General features: G+C 66.8%; 12 protein-coding genes and 2 pseudogenes. 6 read left to right on the forward strand and 8 right to left on the reverse strand.

Translation table 11 applies throughout. The features are described from left to right. Nucleotides 1-93: pseudogene (locus AB0K35_RS26045) on the forward strand (DDE transposase family protein); the annotation flags it as partial. Between the two features lie 66 nt (nucleotides 94-159). Here AB0K35_RS26045 and AB0K35_RS26050 read toward each other — a convergent pair. From AB0K35_RS26050 to AB0K35_RS26065, 4 genes are all read right to left on the reverse strand, one after another. Continuing rightward, complete coding sequence (locus AB0K35_RS26050; RefSeq protein WP_357236143.1) at nucleotides 160-288, reverse strand: hypothetical protein; 129 nt, start codon at nucleotides 286-288, stop codon at nucleotides 160-162. Then, complete coding sequence (locus AB0K35_RS26055; protein ID WP_363888324.1) at nucleotides 285-1,421, reverse strand: IS256 family transposase; 1,137 nt, start codon at nucleotides 1,419-1,421, stop codon at nucleotides 285-287. The genes AB0K35_RS26050 and AB0K35_RS26055 overlap by 4 nt, the downstream gene beginning before the upstream one ends. A gap of 151 nt (nucleotides 1,422-1,572) precedes the next feature. Beyond that, nucleotides 1,573-1,794: a phosphopantetheine-binding protein gene (locus tag AB0K35_RS26060; protein WP_363888327.1), complete on the reverse strand. Its 222-nt coding sequence runs from the start codon at nucleotides 1,792-1,794 to the stop codon at nucleotides 1,573-1,575. A gap of 33 nt (nucleotides 1,795-1,827) precedes the next feature. Beyond that, entirely contained in the window at nucleotides 1,828-3,768 is a 1,941-nt protein-coding gene (locus AB0K35_RS26065; RefSeq protein WP_363888329.1) for a non-ribosomal peptide synthetase, read from the reverse strand. Between the two features lie 1,055 nt (nucleotides 3,769-4,823). Between AB0K35_RS26065 and AB0K35_RS26070 the strand changes: the two genes are divergently transcribed. The 5 genes from AB0K35_RS26070 to AB0K35_RS26090 are packed head-to-tail and all read left to right on the forward strand — an operon-like array spanning nucleotide 4,824 to nucleotide 12,803. Beyond that, on the forward strand, nucleotides 4,824-5,855 hold the full coding sequence (locus tag AB0K35_RS26070; protein ID WP_363888332.1) for a cysteine synthase family protein: 1,032 nt from the start codon (nucleotides 4,824-4,826) through the stop codon (nucleotides 5,853-5,855). Further along, nucleotides 5,852-7,324, forward strand: coding sequence for an argininosuccinate lyase (gene argH, locus AB0K35_RS26075; RefSeq protein WP_363888335.1), 1,473 nt, complete (start codon nucleotides 5,852-5,854; stop codon nucleotides 7,322-7,324). The genes AB0K35_RS26070 and argH overlap by 4 nt, the downstream gene beginning before the upstream one ends. Before the next feature lie 53 nt (nucleotides 7,325-7,377). Beyond that, entirely contained in the window at nucleotides 7,378-8,646 is a 1,269-nt protein-coding gene (locus AB0K35_RS26080; protein ID WP_363888338.1) for an ATP-grasp domain-containing protein, read from the forward strand. Then, on the forward strand, nucleotides 8,643-11,879 hold the full coding sequence (locus AB0K35_RS26085; RefSeq protein ID WP_363888340.1) for an amino acid adenylation domain-containing protein: 3,237 nt from the start codon (nucleotides 8,643-8,645) through the stop codon (nucleotides 11,877-11,879). Before AB0K35_RS26080 ends, AB0K35_RS26085 begins: the two co-directional genes overlap by 4 nt. Nucleotides 11,880-11,888: 9 nt before the next feature. Then, the gene (locus tag AB0K35_RS26090) at nucleotides 11,889-12,803 is read left to right on the forward strand and encodes a kinase (protein ID WP_363888342.1); all 915 of its coding nucleotides are present in this window, start codon (nucleotides 11,889-11,891) and stop codon (nucleotides 12,801-12,803) included. Between the two features lie 79 nt (nucleotides 12,804-12,882). Here AB0K35_RS26090 and AB0K35_RS26095 read toward each other — a convergent pair whose 3' ends face one another. From AB0K35_RS26095 to AB0K35_RS26110, 4 genes and pseudogenes are all read right to left on the reverse strand, one after another. Next, nucleotides 12,883-13,821, reverse strand: coding sequence for a TauD/TfdA family dioxygenase (locus tag AB0K35_RS26095; RefSeq protein WP_363888344.1), 939 nt, complete (start codon nucleotides 13,819-13,821; stop codon nucleotides 12,883-12,885). Nucleotides 13,822-14,066: 245 nt separating this feature from the next. Then, a pseudogene (locus AB0K35_RS26100) lies at nucleotides 14,067-14,810 on the reverse strand (IS3 family transposase); the annotation flags it as partial. Between the two features lie 296 nt (nucleotides 14,811-15,106). After that, a complete protein-coding gene (locus tag AB0K35_RS26105; protein ID WP_363888347.1) occupies nucleotides 15,107-16,180 on the reverse strand; it encodes a hypothetical protein in 1,074 nt (357 codons plus the stop codon). A gap of 131 nt (nucleotides 16,181-16,311) precedes the next feature. Next, nucleotides 16,312-17,466: a cytochrome P450 gene (locus tag AB0K35_RS26110; protein ID WP_363888349.1), complete on the reverse strand. Its 1,155-nt coding sequence runs from the start codon at nucleotides 17,464-17,466 to the stop codon at nucleotides 16,312-16,314. Nucleotides 17,467-17,545: the final 79 nt, after the last annotated feature.

The raw sequence follows: 17,545 nt of genomic DNA on the forward strand, positions 1-17,545 counted from the left end.
AGGTTCGTGCCCATGCTGGACACCCTCGACCTGGCCGGGGCGGTCATCACCGCGGACGCGCTACACACCCAACGCGAACATGCCCGCTGGCTAGTGCCGTGACCAACAAACGGGAGTGTGTCGATTTCCGTGTTTGGGCCTGTGGTGTGATCGATGCTGTTAGATGGCGATCCGGTCGCCGTAGGCGAGGATCAGGGCGTTGAGGGCCTTGGCCCAACCGTAGACCCGGCCGGTGATGCTCCCGCCGCCCTTACGTTTCTGCTGGACGACGAGGTAGAGGACCTTCATCGCGGCCTGCTCGGTCGGGAAGTGCCCCGCCGGCGGGCGGCCTGACGGAACCGGGCGTTCAGGCTCTCGATGATGTTGGTCGTGTAGAGGACTTTGCGGACCTCGTGGTCGTAGTCCAGGAATGGCACGAACTGCGGCCAGGAGGTGCGCCAGAGCCGGATCACGGCCGGGTACTGGTCACCGAACTGCATGGCGAACTCCTCGAACCGTGCCTCCGCAGCCGCGACGGTGGGGGCGGTGTAGATCTCCCGCAACGCGGGGGTGATCTTCTGCCAGTCCTTGCGATTGGTGTAGCGCAGGCTGGCGCGGACGAGGTGCACGACGCACTGCTGGTGCACCGCCTGCGGCCAGACCTGCTCGATCGCGTCGGTCATGCCCTTGAGGCCGTCGGAGCAGACCATGAACACGTCCTCGACGCCCCGGTTGCGCAGCTCGGTGAGGTAACCGGCCCACTGCTTGGCGCCCTCACCGCCGGTCCCGGCCCACATACCGAGCACGTCGCGTTCCCCGTCGAGGCTGATACCGACCACGACGTAGACGGGCCGGTTCGCGACCTGCCCCTGGCGGATCTTCATCACCAGGGCGTCGATGAACACCACGGGATAGATCCTGTCGAGGGGCCGCTGCCGCCAGGCTTCCATCTCCTCCACGACGCTGTCGGTGACCCGGCTGATCAACTCCCGGGACACGTCGGCGTCATACACATCCGCCAGATGCGCGGCGATCTCCCCGGTGGTCAACCCTTTGGCATACAGCGACAGAATCGCCTCGTTGAACCCGTCCAACCGGCGGACGTGCTTTGGCACGATCCGCGGCGCGAACGACCCGGCCCGATCCCGCGGAACCTGAATCCGCACCGGCCCGACCTCGGTCTGCACCGTCTTCGCCCCGTGCCCGTTGCGGATGTTGCTCCGCCGGCCGGTGACCTCGTCGACGCCGACCTCGTCGAGGTGGGCATCCAGTTCAGCGTCGAGCGCTGATTCAAGGACGGTGCGGGTGATCCCCGCGAGGAGGCCACCCGGGCCGACCAACGAGACTCCGTCTGCCTTCGCACGCTCGACCAACTGCTGCGCGAACTCCACCTCAGCCGCCGTCGGTTCAGGAAGCTGAACCGCCTTCTTCTTGTCTGCCATGACGTGGTCCTTCCCGGACAGGATCGACCTCCTGTCCAACGGACCACACCCAGGTCAAACACGGAAATCTACGCAGTCCCACCACCTCAACAACCAAGATCAGCCGTTAACTTGACAGACCCGTGCAACAAGGAAATCACCGGTGACCGAGTTATTTCGTCATAGCCATCGAAAATTCTTCGAAGTTTTGGGCGCTGAGGAGGTCGATGATGTCGACCTCCTTGCCGAGGCGTTCCTCCAGTTGGTCTGTCAGCTGTACGGCGACAAGCGAGTTTCCGCCAAGATCGAAGAAGTTGTCAGCGGCGCTGACCTTTGTGCCGAAGACTTCGGTCGCTGTGGTGAGCACCACCGCCAGGCAATCTGCGGTCTCCATAAAATCCCTCCTTCGGTCGTGTGATGCGGGCACTCAGACAGTGGTGGGTGCGTGATCGGACGGCGGCGTGGCGTTGGCGAAGTCGGGGCTTGCTATGAGTTCCGCGATCGATGGGTATGCGAACAACGACGCGATGGTGATGCCGATCTGCAGGTCGGTCTCAAGCCGGTTGATGAGTTTGATGACCAGCATGCTGTTGAGGCCGAGCCGGAACAGGTCGTCTTCCAGGCCGACCCTCTCGGGTTCCATACCGATGATCTCCGCGACGAGTGCCTGCAACTGGGTCTCAAGCTCTGTCTGGGGGGCTGCGCCGTCGCCCTGGGCCGCTGGCTGGTGATCGCGCAGGGCTTGGGTGTCCAGTTTGCCGTTTGCTGTCATCGGCAGCTCTGAGATGTGCACCAGCGCGTCGGGGACCATGTATGAGGGCAGCTTGAGTTCCAGATGCCGGAGAAGTTCCTCGGGAACCGGCGGGGTGTCGGCGACGTAGAACCCGATGAGGAAGTCGACCCCGGCTGCTTCCGCGTGGCGCTCTGCGGGTGTGCCGGGCAGGACCACGCTCTGCGTCACACCTGGAAACTCGCCGATGACTGCCTCGACTTCGGCGACTTCGACCCGGAACCCGCGGACCTTGATCTGGGAATCGCTGCGGCCGACATAGTCCAGCACCCCGTCCAAGCGCCAGCGGGCGAGGTCCCCCGTTTGGTACAGGCGGGCATTGCGCCCCTGAGGGCCGTGCGACAGGTCGGCCTTCTCCGCGTCGGTCTGGAAAGGGTTCGGGACGAACTTCTCCGCCGTCAGCTCTGGCTGGTTCAGATAGCCGCGTGCCAGCCCTGGGCCGGCGAGGAAGACCTCCCCCACGGCGCCGGTCGGCACCGGTCGCAGAGCTTTGTCCAGCACCAGCACATGTGCGTTGTCGTGGGGCCGGCCGATCGCCAGGTCGAACTCCCGCACGGCGTGCGAGACCGTCGAGATGGTGGCCTCCGTGGGCCCGTACTCGTTGAACACGGGCACCTTGTTGGCCCGCGTCATCTCATGGAAGCAGGCGGAGTCGAGGGCCTCTGCTCCGACCACCAGCCGCTTCAGGCTGGGGACTTCGCCGAGCCCGATGTGCTGGAAGAAGGTCGGTGTGCCGTTGATGTGTGTGACCCCGTGCGCGTTGAGGTACTCGGTGAACTCCCCACTCTTCCCCCACAGCTGATCTGGCGTCAGTAGGAGAGTGTTTCCGGTCAGCAGGGCGAGGATCATAGGGTAGACCCCGCCGTCGAACGCGTAGTTGAGGAGTTGCAGCACGACTTCCTCACCCGGGCCGGCCATCCCGTACCGGGCGCTGCTGACGCAGACGTGGTTCACCACGGAACGGTTCTCGATCGACACCCCCTTGGGCGCGCCAGTGGTCCCGGAGGTGAAGATGACATAGGCCAGATCACTGGCACTGGCACCAGTGACACTCGGCACCGGACGGTCGCTGCCTTGTCGAGAACGCTCCCAGGGACCGTTGAAGACCCTGACGGCCGTACCGTCCGAGGGCGCGGTCAACCGCTCCATGCGGCCGCGGTGCTCCTCACCGCAGAGCACCACTGGGGCAGCAGCATCCTCCAGCATGTACCGCGCGCGGCCGTCCGGGGTTTCCGGGTCGACGGGGACATAGGCGCCGCCAGCCTTCCACACGGACATTATGGCCACGGTCATCTCGAGGCTTCGGCTGAAGCACAGCGCGACGAGCCGGTCCGGCCCGATGCCGTACTCCTCAATGAGATCGCAGGCCACCCGGTCGGACCACTCGTCCAGTTCCCGGTAAGTCAGCTGCGCGTCACCGAACAGCACTGCGGTTGAGTCAGGAAATGCGCTTGCCCGCTCTCGGAAGACATCGGCGATTGTCTTCTCCGCCAGAAAGGGGCGGTCGGCGCCCCTGCCGAGTGCGATGAGCCTGTCCCGTTCACCGTCTGGCAGGAGGTTCAGATCACCAATCTTCATGAAATCCTCGCAAAGTGCTTGAGAACGGATAGATCTCTGCTCGTGCTGCGCGCAGCACGAGCAGAGAGAACCGGTGACTCCCCGCAGGTTGCCGCGGCGACCTACGAGCGGGCGGTGTGCCGACTCTGGACGCCTGGTGCGATGCCGCAGAGGGTCGGATGCGCGGCAATCGTCACAGGCGGACGGGAGAACCCGTTGGAAGTCTTTACGGAAATCTAACAGAAGCGTCTGAATTGCGCCAGGGTTGAACGTTTACAAGCGGCGGCTTGACATGTGGCCGAATCTACACTCTTGTGTAGGGTTCGAACCCACTCGTCCCCCTCATCGGGCACGGCGTCCGGGGCGGGACTGTGCCTCATGCCGAGGTGCGTAGGGCCTCTTCCAGACCGGGGGTAGGTGAAGAAGCTATCTGGCCCTTCGTACGTTCGGACCATTGTCAGGAAGCTGCGAAAGAGCTCGTTGCGGGCCGGGCCGAGATGGCTCCGAGCCGACTGGCTACGAGATATCCGGAGTGGACGCGCGCGCACCGGTCTAGTTAGAGTAACCGCGGAGACCGCTCCGGCGGCTCGTCACATGGTGGTGCATGCAATAACTGTCGTCAAAGGCAGCGCCGCTCGCCACCGAGATGACCACGACAGCGGGGGAATCGATGCACGCCATGCTCGAGTTGAGCATAGAGAGCCCTAGACTCCGCCCGACAGGGGCTACAGGCCGCTCAGAGGGCTCCTGCCTCGCCACCACCGTCATGATCCTGACGGACGACGATGCGCCGGTGCGATCGGCGGAGACGTCCTAAGCCCGGGGGCGCCGAGGTATTTGGCCATGCCCTCCGGGTGCCGCGCGGACCACCGCCTCCGACCAAACCTCAGTTGTGTGATGCACTCAGAGATCGCGGAAGATCCGCACGGATGGCCTGGTGAGGCGGTAGGCGCGCGCCCGCATGCCGCTGCCGCAGGCGGCGCCGAGCCGGTTTCTGTGCTGCTGCCCGCCCGAATCAGAGGAGCCCCACACCGGTGGCTACACGGATATACCACACGATAACCGAGGCACAGAGGATGCCGCGCCTGATCAGGCTCGGTCCCAACCTGTACGGCGCGGCTTTCACCCTGATGAAGTTGCTGCCCGCCATGTACATCCTTCAGCGCGCCGAGGACCAGGGTAAGCTCGGTCCCGAAACGACAATCGTGGAGACGACATCGGGCACCTTCGGGCTTGCCCTGGCGATGCAGACAGCGCTGATGAAGCGGGATCTGATCCTGGTCAGCGATCCCACCATCGATACCAATCTCTATCGTAGGCTGACCGATCTCGGTGCCCGAATCGAGATCTGCCCGGAGCCCGCCGCCGTTGGCGGGTTCCAGGAGGCGCGACTGCGCAGGCTCGCCGAGATCCGCGCCGAGGTGCCTGGCTCGTTCTGCCCGGAGCAGTACAGCAACCCCGACAACCCGCGCTCGTACGCAGCGATCGCGGAGCAGCTTGCACGCGAACTGGGTACGGTCGATTGTCTCGTGGGCCCGGTCGGTTCCGGCGGCTCCATGTGCGGCACCGTGTCCGGTCTGCGCGAGCGTACCCCGCACACACTGGCCATCGGTGTCGACAGCCATCACAGCGTGCTGTTCGGACAGACCGACGGGCTACGCGCGCTGCGTGGCATCGGCAACAGCCTGTGGCCCGCCAACTTGGACCACAGTGTCTTCGACGAAATCCACTGGTGTTCCGCCGCCGACGCCTTTGCCTGCACGCGCGAGCTGCACGCGCGGCACGCCCTCTTCCAGGGACCCACGAGCGGCGCCGCCTACCTCGTCGCCCGATGGTGGGCCGAGCGTCACCCGGAGCAGCAATGTGTCGTGATGCTCCCTGACGAGGGTTACCGCTACCAGGCCACCGTGTACGACGATGCCTGGCTCGCGGAAAACGGGCAGTTGCTCGCCGAGGCAGACCGGCGCATCGATCCGATCACCGTCAACGCTCCGGGCGAGGCCGACAACCGCTGGACCAGGCTCGCCTGGGGCCGCCGCTCCTATGAGGAAGTGCCGGGGGTCGTGCCGCGCTTCGCCGGCGCCCACGCCGGACAGGCCGCGTCGTGACGAACACCGGGCGGCTCAGCCGCACCATAGGCTGGCGCACCCGCGGCATCGTGTACGGCGATCCCAGCCCCGAGGATATCCGACGGGAGTTGGACCCCATCAGCACCATCGACCTGGCGCACATCGTGATGCTGACCGAGGTTGGGCTGCTGCCCGGGTCGGCCGCCGCCGCCCTGCTCACCCACATCAGGGGCCTCCGAGCGGACGGCTTCCGCGAGCTGTCCGGTCTGGACGCTCCACGTGGCCTGTACCTGATGTACGAGGCACACCTCGTGGCCGAACTCGGAGTGAACATCGGCGGCAAGCTGCACACCGGACGGTCTCGAAACGACATCAAGGCGACCACCACCGCGATCCGGCTGCGCGCCGAACTGACGGACCTCATCGGCGAGATGCTACGGCTGCAAGCGGCTCTGCTCTCCAGGTCCCGGGTTCATCAAGACGTCGTCATGCCGATCTACACCCACTTCCAGCCGGCGATGCCCATTAGTTACGGCTACTACCTAGCGGGGATCGCCACCGCTTTCGACCGTGACATCGCCGCGCTGCGGCACGCGGTCGACGAGCTACGTCGCTGCCCCCTCGGCGCGGGAGCGGTGGCGGGAACCGACTTGCCCATCCATCCGGCGCGCACCGCCGTCCTGTTGGGCTTCGTCGAGCCGCCGTTGCACGCCACAGACGCGGTGGCCGCGCGCGACACCGCGCTCCGGGCGCTTGCCGCGGTTGCCTCGGCCGGACTGACCCTCAGCCGCCTCGCCACCGATCTTCAGCTCTGGAGCACCCAGGAGTTCGGGTTCATCGACTTCCCCGAGCGGCTCGTCGGTGGCAGCTCGGCCATGCCGCAGAAGCGCAACGCGTTTCTGCTCGAACACCTCAAAGCAAAGGCCGCAGCGGCCATCGGAGCCTGGACCGCGTCAGCGTCGGCCATGAAGTCGACCCCCTTCACCAACTCGATTGAGGTCGGCACAGAAGCAGTCGCCGCCGCCTGGCCCGGGTTCGACGCCGTGCGGGACGGCGTACTGCTCGCCCAGGTTCTCGTCACCGGGGCCCGCCCGAATGCTACCCGGATGGAACAACGGGCCAAAGAGGGGTTCGTGACCGCGACCGTGATCGCCAACCGGTTGGTCGCCCAGGGCGTGCCCTTCCGAACCGCACACCACGTCGTCGGTGCCGCTGTCCGGAAGGCCGCCGATTCCGGGGCCATGGAGCTCGCCATGATCAGCCTGCCGAACGGCGAGCCTGCCGACGTGCCCAGCGCACTTCCCTCGCTCTCCGAGGTGGTTGCCGGGCACAACCGGGGAGGTGGCCCCGGCGAGTGCGACAAGATCGCGGGCGTGCTGCGACAGGCTCTCCTCGTCCACAGCGGCTGGCTCACGGCCTACCGGACTCGTCTGCGGGACGCGGCATGCGATCTGGAGGCGGCGGTCGACGCCGTCGTCGCAACACACGGATCCGGAGGCAGCGCGTGAGTGTGCCAACCCCTGGGGGCCCGCGTGCGGACGGCCCCGACGGGGCCTGGTTCGTGCTTCTCGAAAGCAACACCACCGGTACCGGGCGGGAGTTCTGTGTCGCCGCGCGGGCGCGCGGGCTGCGGCCCGTACTGCTGACCCGGGATCCCAAGCGCTATCCGTACGTGTCCCAGGACGGTATCGACACCCGGGTCCTCGACACCCGCGACCTGGCGGCCATCCTTGACGCCTGCGGGGCGCTCGTCGCCGACGGGGGCCTCGCCGGGGTCGCCTCCAGTTCCGAGTACTTCGTATCGGACGCTGCCCGCGTGGCCGCCACATTCGGGCTGCCAGCGGCAGACGCGGACGCCCTGGCCCGCTGCCGCCTCAAGGACGTCCAACGCGCGGCACTGGAAGCCGGCGGCGTTTCGGTTCCCAGGTTCGCCGCTGTCGAAGACGTGGCGCAGGCGGTAGAGGTAGCCGAAGCGATCGGTCTCCCCGTCGTACTCAAACCCGTGAGCGGGTCGGGCTCGGTCGGAGTACGACTCTGTCGTGACCTGGAGGAGACGGCGTGGTGGGCGGGCGAACTGCTCGGCCGGGCCACCGACGAACGCGGCAATCCGGTGCCGACACGGGTCCTCATCGAAGCGGCCGTCACGGGGCCGGAGTTTTCGGTTGAGACGTTCGACAGCTCCGTCGTGGCCGTCGTCGCCAAGCATCTCGGACCGCAGCCGTACTTCGTGGAGATCGGGCACGACGTGCCCGCGCCTGTGCCGGACGCGACCGCAACGGTGCTCGGTGACACCGCCGTGAGGGCGCTGGTCGCGCTCGGCCTCGGCTGGGGCGCGGCCCACACAGAGCTCCGCCTCTCCACCCAAGGCCCGATTGTCATCGAGGTCAATCCGCGCCTCGCGGGCGGCATGATCCCCGTCGCCGTGCACGCCGCCACCGGCATCGACCTCGTCGACGCGGTCGTCGCGCGGGCGTCCGGCCAGGCGCCGGCGCCCGCGGCGCCCGGTACAGGGCATGCTGCGGTCCGTTTTCTCCGGGCCGAACAGGAGGGACGGATTGCGGCCGTCCAGGGGACCGAGCGCGCCAGGGCGGTCCCCGGAGTCGTAGCCGCGACCACCAGCACGGCAGCGGGCTGCAGCGTCCTCATCACCAACTCGTTCCAGGACCGCCTGGGCTGCGTGGTCGCCACCGGGGCCGATCCGGAACAGGCGGCACAGCGTGCCGTGGCCGCCGTAGGCATGATCGACGTCCGCCTGGAGGTTCCGGCGAGCGCGGACGAACCGCCCGCCCCGGATACATTGCGTCTACCGAAGAAGGAGCCGCGTCGATGACCGACGTTACGAAGAAGCGTACGTCCACCAGTATTCCGCGATGGACGGCGCCCTCCGGTGGCGAGCAGGGCATCGGTGTGCACCGGACGCGGCTGTCCGTGGAACTGGCGGGCGAGATCGAACGCACCGCCGTCGAACTGGGCATGACCACGATATCCCCGTTGTTGCTTGCCGCGCACGCGCGCGTCCTGGCGACCGTCACCGCTGAACGCGAACTGGTCATCGGCCTTGTGCCGCAGGGACCCGAGCACGTCGAAGCGCCGCTACACCTGACCGTCAGCCCATCGAACTGGACGGATCTGGTCACCGCCGCGGCTGCGGCGACGACTGCCCGGCACCGTACCGAAACACGTCCGGAATCCGTGCTCGACCTGTCGGGGCTGGCTGCGGGTGCCGCCGGCACCCCGGACGAAGACCTGCACGAAGACACGGTCCTCCGCGTCGTCTGGGACCGTGACGGCGACGGGCTCGCGCTGCGAGTCATGTACGACCGCCGAGTGCTCGACGAGACGTATGCTGCGCGGCTCGCCGGGTACCACCTCACCGCTCTGCGGCTGCTCGTGGCCGATCCGGGCGAGCGGCATGACCGGCAGAGCCTGCTGGCCGCGGCGGAGGTCGAAAAGCAGTTGTACGGACTCGCCGGGCCCCGGACCGAACTGCCGGAGCTGACTTTCGTCGACCTGTTCCAGAAGCGGGTACGCACCGCTCCTGACGCCGTGGCGGCCGAGCACGGTGACCAGCGCTGGACGTATGCCGAACTCGACGCGAGAGCCAACCGGATCGCACATGCGCTCATCGCCGCTGGGTCGGGCCCGGAAGACGTGGTCGCGGTCGTTCTGGACCGGGCCCTCGACTGGATCGCCGCCGCGCTCGGCGTCTTCAAGGCGGGCGGCGTCTACCTGCCGGTGCGGCCGGACTTCCCCCCGGATCGGGTCGCCACCCAGCTGGAGCGGAGCGCCTGCGCGTTCGCGCTCGCCGCTCCGGAAAGTGTGGAACTCATCCAGGCGGCGTGCACCGGGCTGGCCGCACCGCCGGTTGTCCTGTTCATCCCGGGCATCCACGCGGCGAACGGCCCCACTGAGCCGCCGGCTGTGGCGGTGGCCCCTGAACAGGCGGCGTACATCTACTTCACCTCCGGCTCCACCGGCGCTCCCAAGGGTGCCTTGTGCGAGCACGCAGGCATGCTCAACCACCTCTACATGAAGGTCGAAGACCTCGGGATGGAGGAGGGAGCCGGGGAGGTTGTCACGCAGACCGCATCGCAGTGCTTCGACATCTCATTGTGGCAGTTCGCCGCGCCGCTGCTGGTCGGCGGCACCGTCTGCATCGTCGACACCGAGGTGCTCCTGGACATCGGCGGGTTCCTCGACGTGATCGTTGACCGGCGTGTCACCGTGGCGCAGATCGTTCCCTCCTACCTGGAGGTCCTGCTGACACATTTGGAGCAGCACCCGCGCGACCTCGGGGTACTGCGGATCGTGTCGGTGACCGGGGAGGCACTCAAGTACGAGCTCGTGCAGCGTTGGTTCACCGTTTGTCCGGAGATCAAGCTGGCCAATGCCTACGGCGCGACTGAGGTGTCCGACGACACGATGCACGAGATCCTCGACCGGGTTCCGGAGCGAGAGTTCGTCAGCGTCGGGCGGTCCTTGCGAAATGTCAACACGTACATTTTGGACGGGAACCTAAACCTGGTGCCACTCGGCTCGGTGGGAGAGATCGCGTTCTCCGGTGTTTGCGTTGGTCGCGGTTACATCAATGACCCCGAGCGCACGCGAGAGGCGTTCGTCCCGGACCCGTTCCGCGCGAACACACGCATGTACCGCACCGGCGACTACGGTCGCTGGCTGCCGGAGGGTCGCATCGAATACCGCGGACGCCGCGACGAACAGGTCAAAATCGACGGATTCCGCATCGAGATCGGGGAGATCGAGAGCAAGCTCCTCGCCGTGGAAGGCATCCGCGAGGCCGCGGTCGTCATCGACGGCGAATCGGGGGAATCACGGAATCTCGTCGCGTACTTCAGCGGTACCGGAGAGGTGCCCATCGAGCGGGTTCGCGACTTTCTCTCGGCGCGCCTGCCTGTCTACATGATGCCCACCTACTTCCACCAGTTGAAAAGCCTCCCGCTCACCGAGAATGGCAAGATCGACAAGAAGGCCCTGGGGCGTCTGGCTGGCACTCTGGGCCACGGCGGGGCCCCGTATGTCGCACCGGGATCCCCGTCCGAGCGGCGCCTCGCGACGCTGTGGGCGGAGGTCCTCGGCGTGCCGCTCGAACGGATCGGACGCGCCGACAGTTTCTTCGAGCTCGGCGGTACCTCGCTCGCGGCGGTCCGCCTGCTGGTCCGTCTGGACCGGGCCCTCTCACTCAAGGATCTGGTCGCCCATCCGGTCCTCGCCGACCTCGCGGGGGTCCTCGAAGAGCGTGACCGCGGCGACACGCAGGACGCGGTGGCCGGGTTGCTCCAGCCGCTGTCGTCCGTGCACACCCCGCACAACACTCTGGTGTGCTTCCCCTACGCGGGCGGTAACGCCGTCAATTTCCGCTCCCTGGCTACCGAGCTGGCACGCGACGGTATCGCGGTGCTGGGTGTAGAACTTCCCGGGCACGATTTCACCGGCGACGCCGAGTCACTTGAGGACGTGCTCGCCCTCGCCCGCCGGGTCTGCGACGAGATCGCCGAAAAGGTATCCACCCCCGTACTGCTCTGGGGGCACTGCGCGGGCGCTGTGCCCGCACTGGAGACGGCCCGGCTCTTGGAGTTGGAAGGAGTTCCCGCTGCACGGGTGTTCGTCGGCGCGCTCCTGCTGGAGAGCGCCGAGGCCCTTCGCGAGGAGATGACCGAGGTGTCCGCAGCCAGCGCCAGGAGCTTGCTCGACCGACTGCGCGCCGACAACGCCTATGTCGAGCTGGATGCGCTCAAGCCGGAGCGTGCCGATGTAGTGAGCCGCGCCTACCGGCACGACGTCCTCACGTCCAACAGCCACCTGCTCCGGATTCACGAGGACCCCTCGGCATACCGAGTCGACACACCGGTCGAGGTCGTCCTCGCGCGGGACGATGCGTCCACCGCGCGGTCCGCAGGCGCATACGAGGGATGGAAGGCCGTCTCCGACCGGGTGACGCTGCATGAGCTGGAGCAGGGAGGGCACTACTTTGTCAGCACACGACCGACGGATGCCGCAGAACTGGTGCGGACCGCCTGCAGGGCGTCGGATCGACAGGGTTAGGTAAGCCACATGACCACGTTCCGGGCAGTCGCGGCGCGCCCGAACTACAGTCGCGCGGCCGCCACCGGAGTGAGCTCGGCTTTCGGCACCTTCGGGGAGTTGCTCCAAGGGGTGCTGCCTGAGGACGATGGTGACTTCCTGGTGACTCTTCCCATCGCACGCTGGGCCATGGCCCGCTTCGAATTCCACCCGCAGAGCCGCGAGTTGCAGGTCAGGCCACCGCACAAGACGAAGGCCCTCCGGCTCATCTCCATGATCCTCAAGGACGTGGGACAGCCGGCGGGTGGATCACTGAAGATCGACAGTGTGCTGCCCGAGGGCAAGGGTCTCGCAAGCTCGTCGGCCGACCTCGTGGCGACGGCCCGAGCCGTCGCCAACGCTCTGGATGAGCCCATGCCCCCGGAACGCATCGAGAGCTATCTATTTAAGATCGAGCCGACCGACGGCGTGCTCTATCCGTCGGTGGTGGCGTACCACCACCGCAGCGTCCGACTGCGGGCCCGCCTGGGTTCACTGCCCTCAATGGCGGTCGTCAGCATCGACGAGGGGGGTCAGGTCGACACGGTCGCGTTCAACAACATCGCCAAGCCCTTCACCGCCGGCGACAAGCGGACATATGCAGCCCTGCTCGACCGCATCACCGAAGCGGTGACCCGTCGCGACTTGGCCGAGGTCGGCCGAGTCGCAACGACCAGCGCTTGGATGAATCAGCCCCTCCGCTACAAATGGTCACTCGAGGCAATGACCCGAATCTGTGATTCAGTCGATGGTCTGGGCGTCGTGGTCGGGCACAGCGGCACGACGCTCGGCATCCTTTTGGACACGGCGGCTCCGGACTGCCCCGGCCAGTTGGCGACTGCGGCTCAGGCATGCCAGAAGCTGGCCGGAAACGTGACGGTCTACCGCACGCTGAGCTTCGACTGAGGCCACCCAGCCACACCGGCGACGGGAAAAGGGAGCGCACCTGTGGGGCGCACTCCCTTTTCCGTACGGCTCGAAAACCTCAAAGGCGGAACGGCTCGCCCAGACCCACGACGATCTCCCGCTCACCTCGGTAAGGTTCGCGGCTGTGCGCCGTCAGGATGTTGTCGACGACCAGGAGGTCGCCCCGCTGCCATGGCTCGCGCACGGTGTGCGCCTCGTACACCTTGTTGATGTCGTCCACGCTGCTCCGGTCGAGGGGCCATCCATCGCCGCAGAAGGTGTTGAACGGCAGGCTTTCCGGGCCGAACTCCTCGACGAGGAACTCCCGCACCTCGGGCTCCATCGTCCATTCGTTGAGGAACGCCACCTGGTTGAACCAGCAGCGCTCTCCGGTGTCCGGATGGGCCACGACTGCGGGGCGGTTCTGAACGGTCTTCAAAGTCCCGTCCGCCTGCCAGACCGCCTCCAGGTCGTTCTCGTCGCAGTACCGCTCCACCTCGGCACGATCCTCGCTGCCGAAGGCATCCTGCCAACGGGTACCGACGAGAGGGTTGTAGCTGCGGGTCAGACGCCAGCCGTTTCGTTCGAAGCGCTCGACGAGGTCGGTCGGTAGATCCCTCAGGACCGCACGCGCATCGGCCAGGGCAGTGATGCCCCCGCTTTCCGGCGGCGTGACGCAGGCGAACGCCAGGATCCTGGGCGGAGTGTGGACGTAACTTAGCTCGTGGTGCATGCACATTGGCTGGTCGGCGGACCAGTACGACGAGGAGTACACACCGCCGCCGTAGGCCTCGCGCGGGGCAAATCCCTCTCGCTCGGCCATGCCGTCGCCAATGGCCGCGCGTACGGCGGCGACAGCTGTGGTTCGGCTGCTGATCGGCAGGCCGCGGACGAGGAGGGCCCCGTGCGTGGCCACCAAGCTTCGGATGCGTGTGCTGTTCTCGTTGATCCAGGACTCGGCGTCGCCCACGGGACCGGCCTGCAAACGGGCGAGAAGGCTGGTGTGCTGCTCGGACATGAAGATCACCGCTTCTCTGAGGGCATTCGGTAGGTATTCATACTGCCTCCGACGGTGCTGCGCGGAGGGCATCGCCCGATCTCTTCGGGTCGACGGTCACCCGGTTACACCCTGAGGTGGTCATGACCTGAAGGGCCATGGACCGGGGCCACTCCGACAACGCTTCCATGTCGCGGAGCATGCGCTGGTGCCCGCTCACACTATCGAAGCTCGCGGGGCTTGACCCCTGATCCTGGACACGGGGTTTATGCGGCCGGGGCCAGCGTAGCCGGCGCTTGCCGAATGTTCTTTTCGTAGGCGATCGGTGACTGCTGTCCGAGCCGGGAGTGGCGGCGGGCGGTGTTGTAGCGGTGCATCCAGCGGAAGGTGGTCAGCCGTGCTTCGCGTTCGTCGGTGAAAGCGCGGCGGCCTTGGAGGGTTTCGCGTTTGAAGGTGGCGTTGAACGATCCCTACCGCGTTGTCGGCGGAGCTACCGACCGCGCTCATCGGCTGCCGGACCCCGGCTGCCTGGCAGGCCTCGGCGAAGGCCCGAGAGGTGTATTGCCTTGGGCTCCGTGGTCGGTGTGCATGGTCGCCCCGTCGAGCAGCCCCGGGTGCGTCGGGCGGCGTGGAGGGCGTCGATGACAAGGTCGGTGCGCATGTGATCGGCGATCGCCCAGCCGGCGAGGCGCCGGGAGTGCAGGTCGAGGACGGTGGCCAGGTAGAGGAACCCGCGCTCACCCACCGGCAGGTAGGTGATGTCACCGACGTAGCGCTGGTTGACAGCGCCGGCGGTGAAGTCACGGCCGATCAGGTCCGGGGCCTTCGCCGCGGCCGGGTCGGGTCTACGACTGCACCGTCGTACGAGTTCGCCGGTGCAGTCGTAGACCCTGCACGCCGAAGCGACGCATCACCCGGGCGACCCGCTTACGGTTGACCGGTTGTCCGGCATCGCGCAGCTCGGCGGTGATCCGCGGTGCTCCGTAAGTGCCGTCATGCTCGGCAGCGATCACGAATTGGGTTGTGCGGTCCGCCACCAGCTGGCCCGCTGGTACGGGGCCGGGGGCGACACCCGCAGGGCCGCGGTGATCCTTCGCCGGCTTGTCGCTGACCAGCCACGCCTGTTCGGCCCCGACGACTACCGGACGCTGGCCTCCCAAGGCCTCCCAAGGGATGCTGAGTCGCTACTCGAAATGATCTCTTCTCGTCGGCCGCGTGTTGATCGACCGGGACGGCCCCCGCCTGGAAGCGCGTTCGATACTCGCAAGGTCGGCCGGGCCGGGGACCTCCGACGGAAGGCCACTGCTCACCCGTACGTCAGATCGAGCAGCCGCTCCATGCGGGGAAGGAACTCCGCCAGCGCATCGTGGTCGGCGACCGAGCCGCCGCAGGTGTAGACGCGCTCGCGGAACCCACGTCGCCAGTCTAGCGACGAACCGGGAGGTACTATGACGTCGAGGCGTTCCACCTCCGACATCCCGCGCACGTCCTCCAGGCCGGCTGCCTCGCTGAACACCCGGGCGTTTCTGGGGGCCAGGCCGAAATAGTGGAAGACGACCTGGTCCGCGGACCGACTCGCGACTTCTGGTTCGTGACCCAGCGCCAGCCGTGCGGCCAACTCGATGAGGCTTATGCCGTGACCCCGCCGGAACAGGTCCACGATGTTGCCGCCCGCGCGCCCGTTCACCTCGATGATCTGAGGTCCGCTTCTGGTCATCATGATCTCGGTGTGGCAGACCGAGTCACCCACCCGGAGCGCATCGAGCGCTCGAGCAGCCAGGCCGTAGACCGCCTCCTCGTCGACGCTTCCCGGGACGGGTGGAACGAAGCCACCATGTTCCCGGAAGGGAGCGCTGAGGGCGAACTTCCCCGTTATCCCCAGCTGGTGTACCCGCCCGCCGCGGACCATCGACTCCACGGACACATACCCGCCCCATGGCTCGGCAACAGGTTCGGGCACCAGGCGTGTCTCGAGAACGAACCCGGCATCGGGATGGCGGGGCCGGTCGCCGAGGAGGTCGTCGACCAGACGCAGTAGTTCGTCGGCAGACTGGACCAGGTAGGTGTCGGTGCCGCCGACGCCTCGGTTCGGCTTGAGCACGCCCGGCAGGGGCACCCGGTCGAGGGCTTCCTCGGTGGACGCCCGGTCGGTGATCAGGGCGGTGGCGGCGTACCCGACACCATGCGCGTTCAAGGTCTCCCGTTGCAGAAACTTACGGGTGATAGCAGCTGCGGTCGCCGGCGAGTGGAAGGGAAGAGCGAGTTCCTGGGCAAGTCGCGCGGTCGTGTCCATCTGGAAGTCACTGAACGTGGTGATGCCGTCCGGACGGTGGGCGCTCACCTCGTCGACACCGCAGATGTCGGCGAGGTCGGTCAGCATCCCGGCGACCTTCCGGCCGTACTCGGTGGCGGGTAGTACGAAGATCGGCTCGGCGATCCCCTCAAGGTCGGTCAGGATGTCGAGGGGAACCGCCGCACCGAGGTCGTATACGACGGCCAGGCGGGGCAGGCTCATGCCCCGGTCCTGACGGCTTCGCCGGACACAGCGATGGGTAGGGCGGTGATGCCGAGGATGAAGTTGGACCACAGCCGGCGTACGGGACCGGCCACCTCGAATCGGAGGCCGGTCGCGACCAGACGCTCCAGCATGACGCCAAGCTCGACCTGGGCGAAGGCGGCGCCGATGCAGCGATGCAGCCCGAAGCCGTAGGAGAGGTGTCGGTTCGGGGACCGCGTCACGTCGAAGACCCGGGCATCCGGAAAAAAGTCCTCGTCGTAGTTCGCTGAAGCGTTCCACAAGGTGACGATATCGCCGGCACGGATCGTCTTCCCGCCGATTTCGAGCTCCCGCAGAGCCACCCGTTGCACGTACGCATTGACGGATGCCCACCGGACCATCTCGTCGACCGCCGAGTCCGTCAGCTGGGGCCTCCCGGCGAGGAGCGCGAGGTGTCGGGGATTCCTGGCCAGTTCGAGCATGCCCGAACACGCCGTGTAGGAGGACGTCTCGTTCCCACCCACAGCCACGTTCATGCAGTTGTAGATCAAATCTTCCTCGGAGAACGGTCGTCCGTTCACCTCCGCGGTGAGGAGCATTCCGATCAGGTCCGTGCCGGCGGAGTCACGCCGCTCCTCGATGAGGTCGAGAAAGAACCCGAAGATCTCGGCCTGGATCGCCCCCAGCCGGAGTCTCTGGTCGTCCACGGATTCAGCCGGGTCGGCGCCGAAATGCGGGTCTCGGTAGCCGATCATCCTTCTCGTCAATGCGATGAGGTGGCCCGCCTGCTCGCGGTCGATGTCCATGATGGCCATGAGCGCGCCGCGGGGGAGTTCCAGGGCGATGTCGGCGGCGAAGTCACACCCACCCTGAGCGAGCATGTCGTTGACCGCACGGTCGACCAGAATGCCCACCTGCGTGCGCATGCGGGACATGACGGTCGGGGCGAAGGCCCGGTGCAGCGTTTGCCGCAGGAGACGGTGCCGGGGCAGGTCGGAGGCGACGAGCATGCGACCGGACGCGGTGTCGACCTCACTGCGGAGGGATCCACCGAGCATGGCCCCCCGCGCCGAGCTGAGATTTCCGTGGTCGTTGTAGGCGGCGGCGACGTCCCGGTACCGCGTCAGTGCCCAGAAACCACCGCCGCCGCTCGTCGGGTTCCAGTGCACGGGGTCGTGTGCTCTGAGGTAGGCGAGCTGGTCGTGATGTTCCTCCTGGACGAACGGATCCACTCGGGTGAGGTCGATG

Origin of the sequence: Micromonospora sp. NPDC053740, assembly GCF_040677775.1 — a bacterium.
Classification (GTDB): Bacteria; Actinomycetota; Actinomycetes; order Mycobacteriales; family Micromonosporaceae; genus Micromonospora; species Micromonospora alfalfae.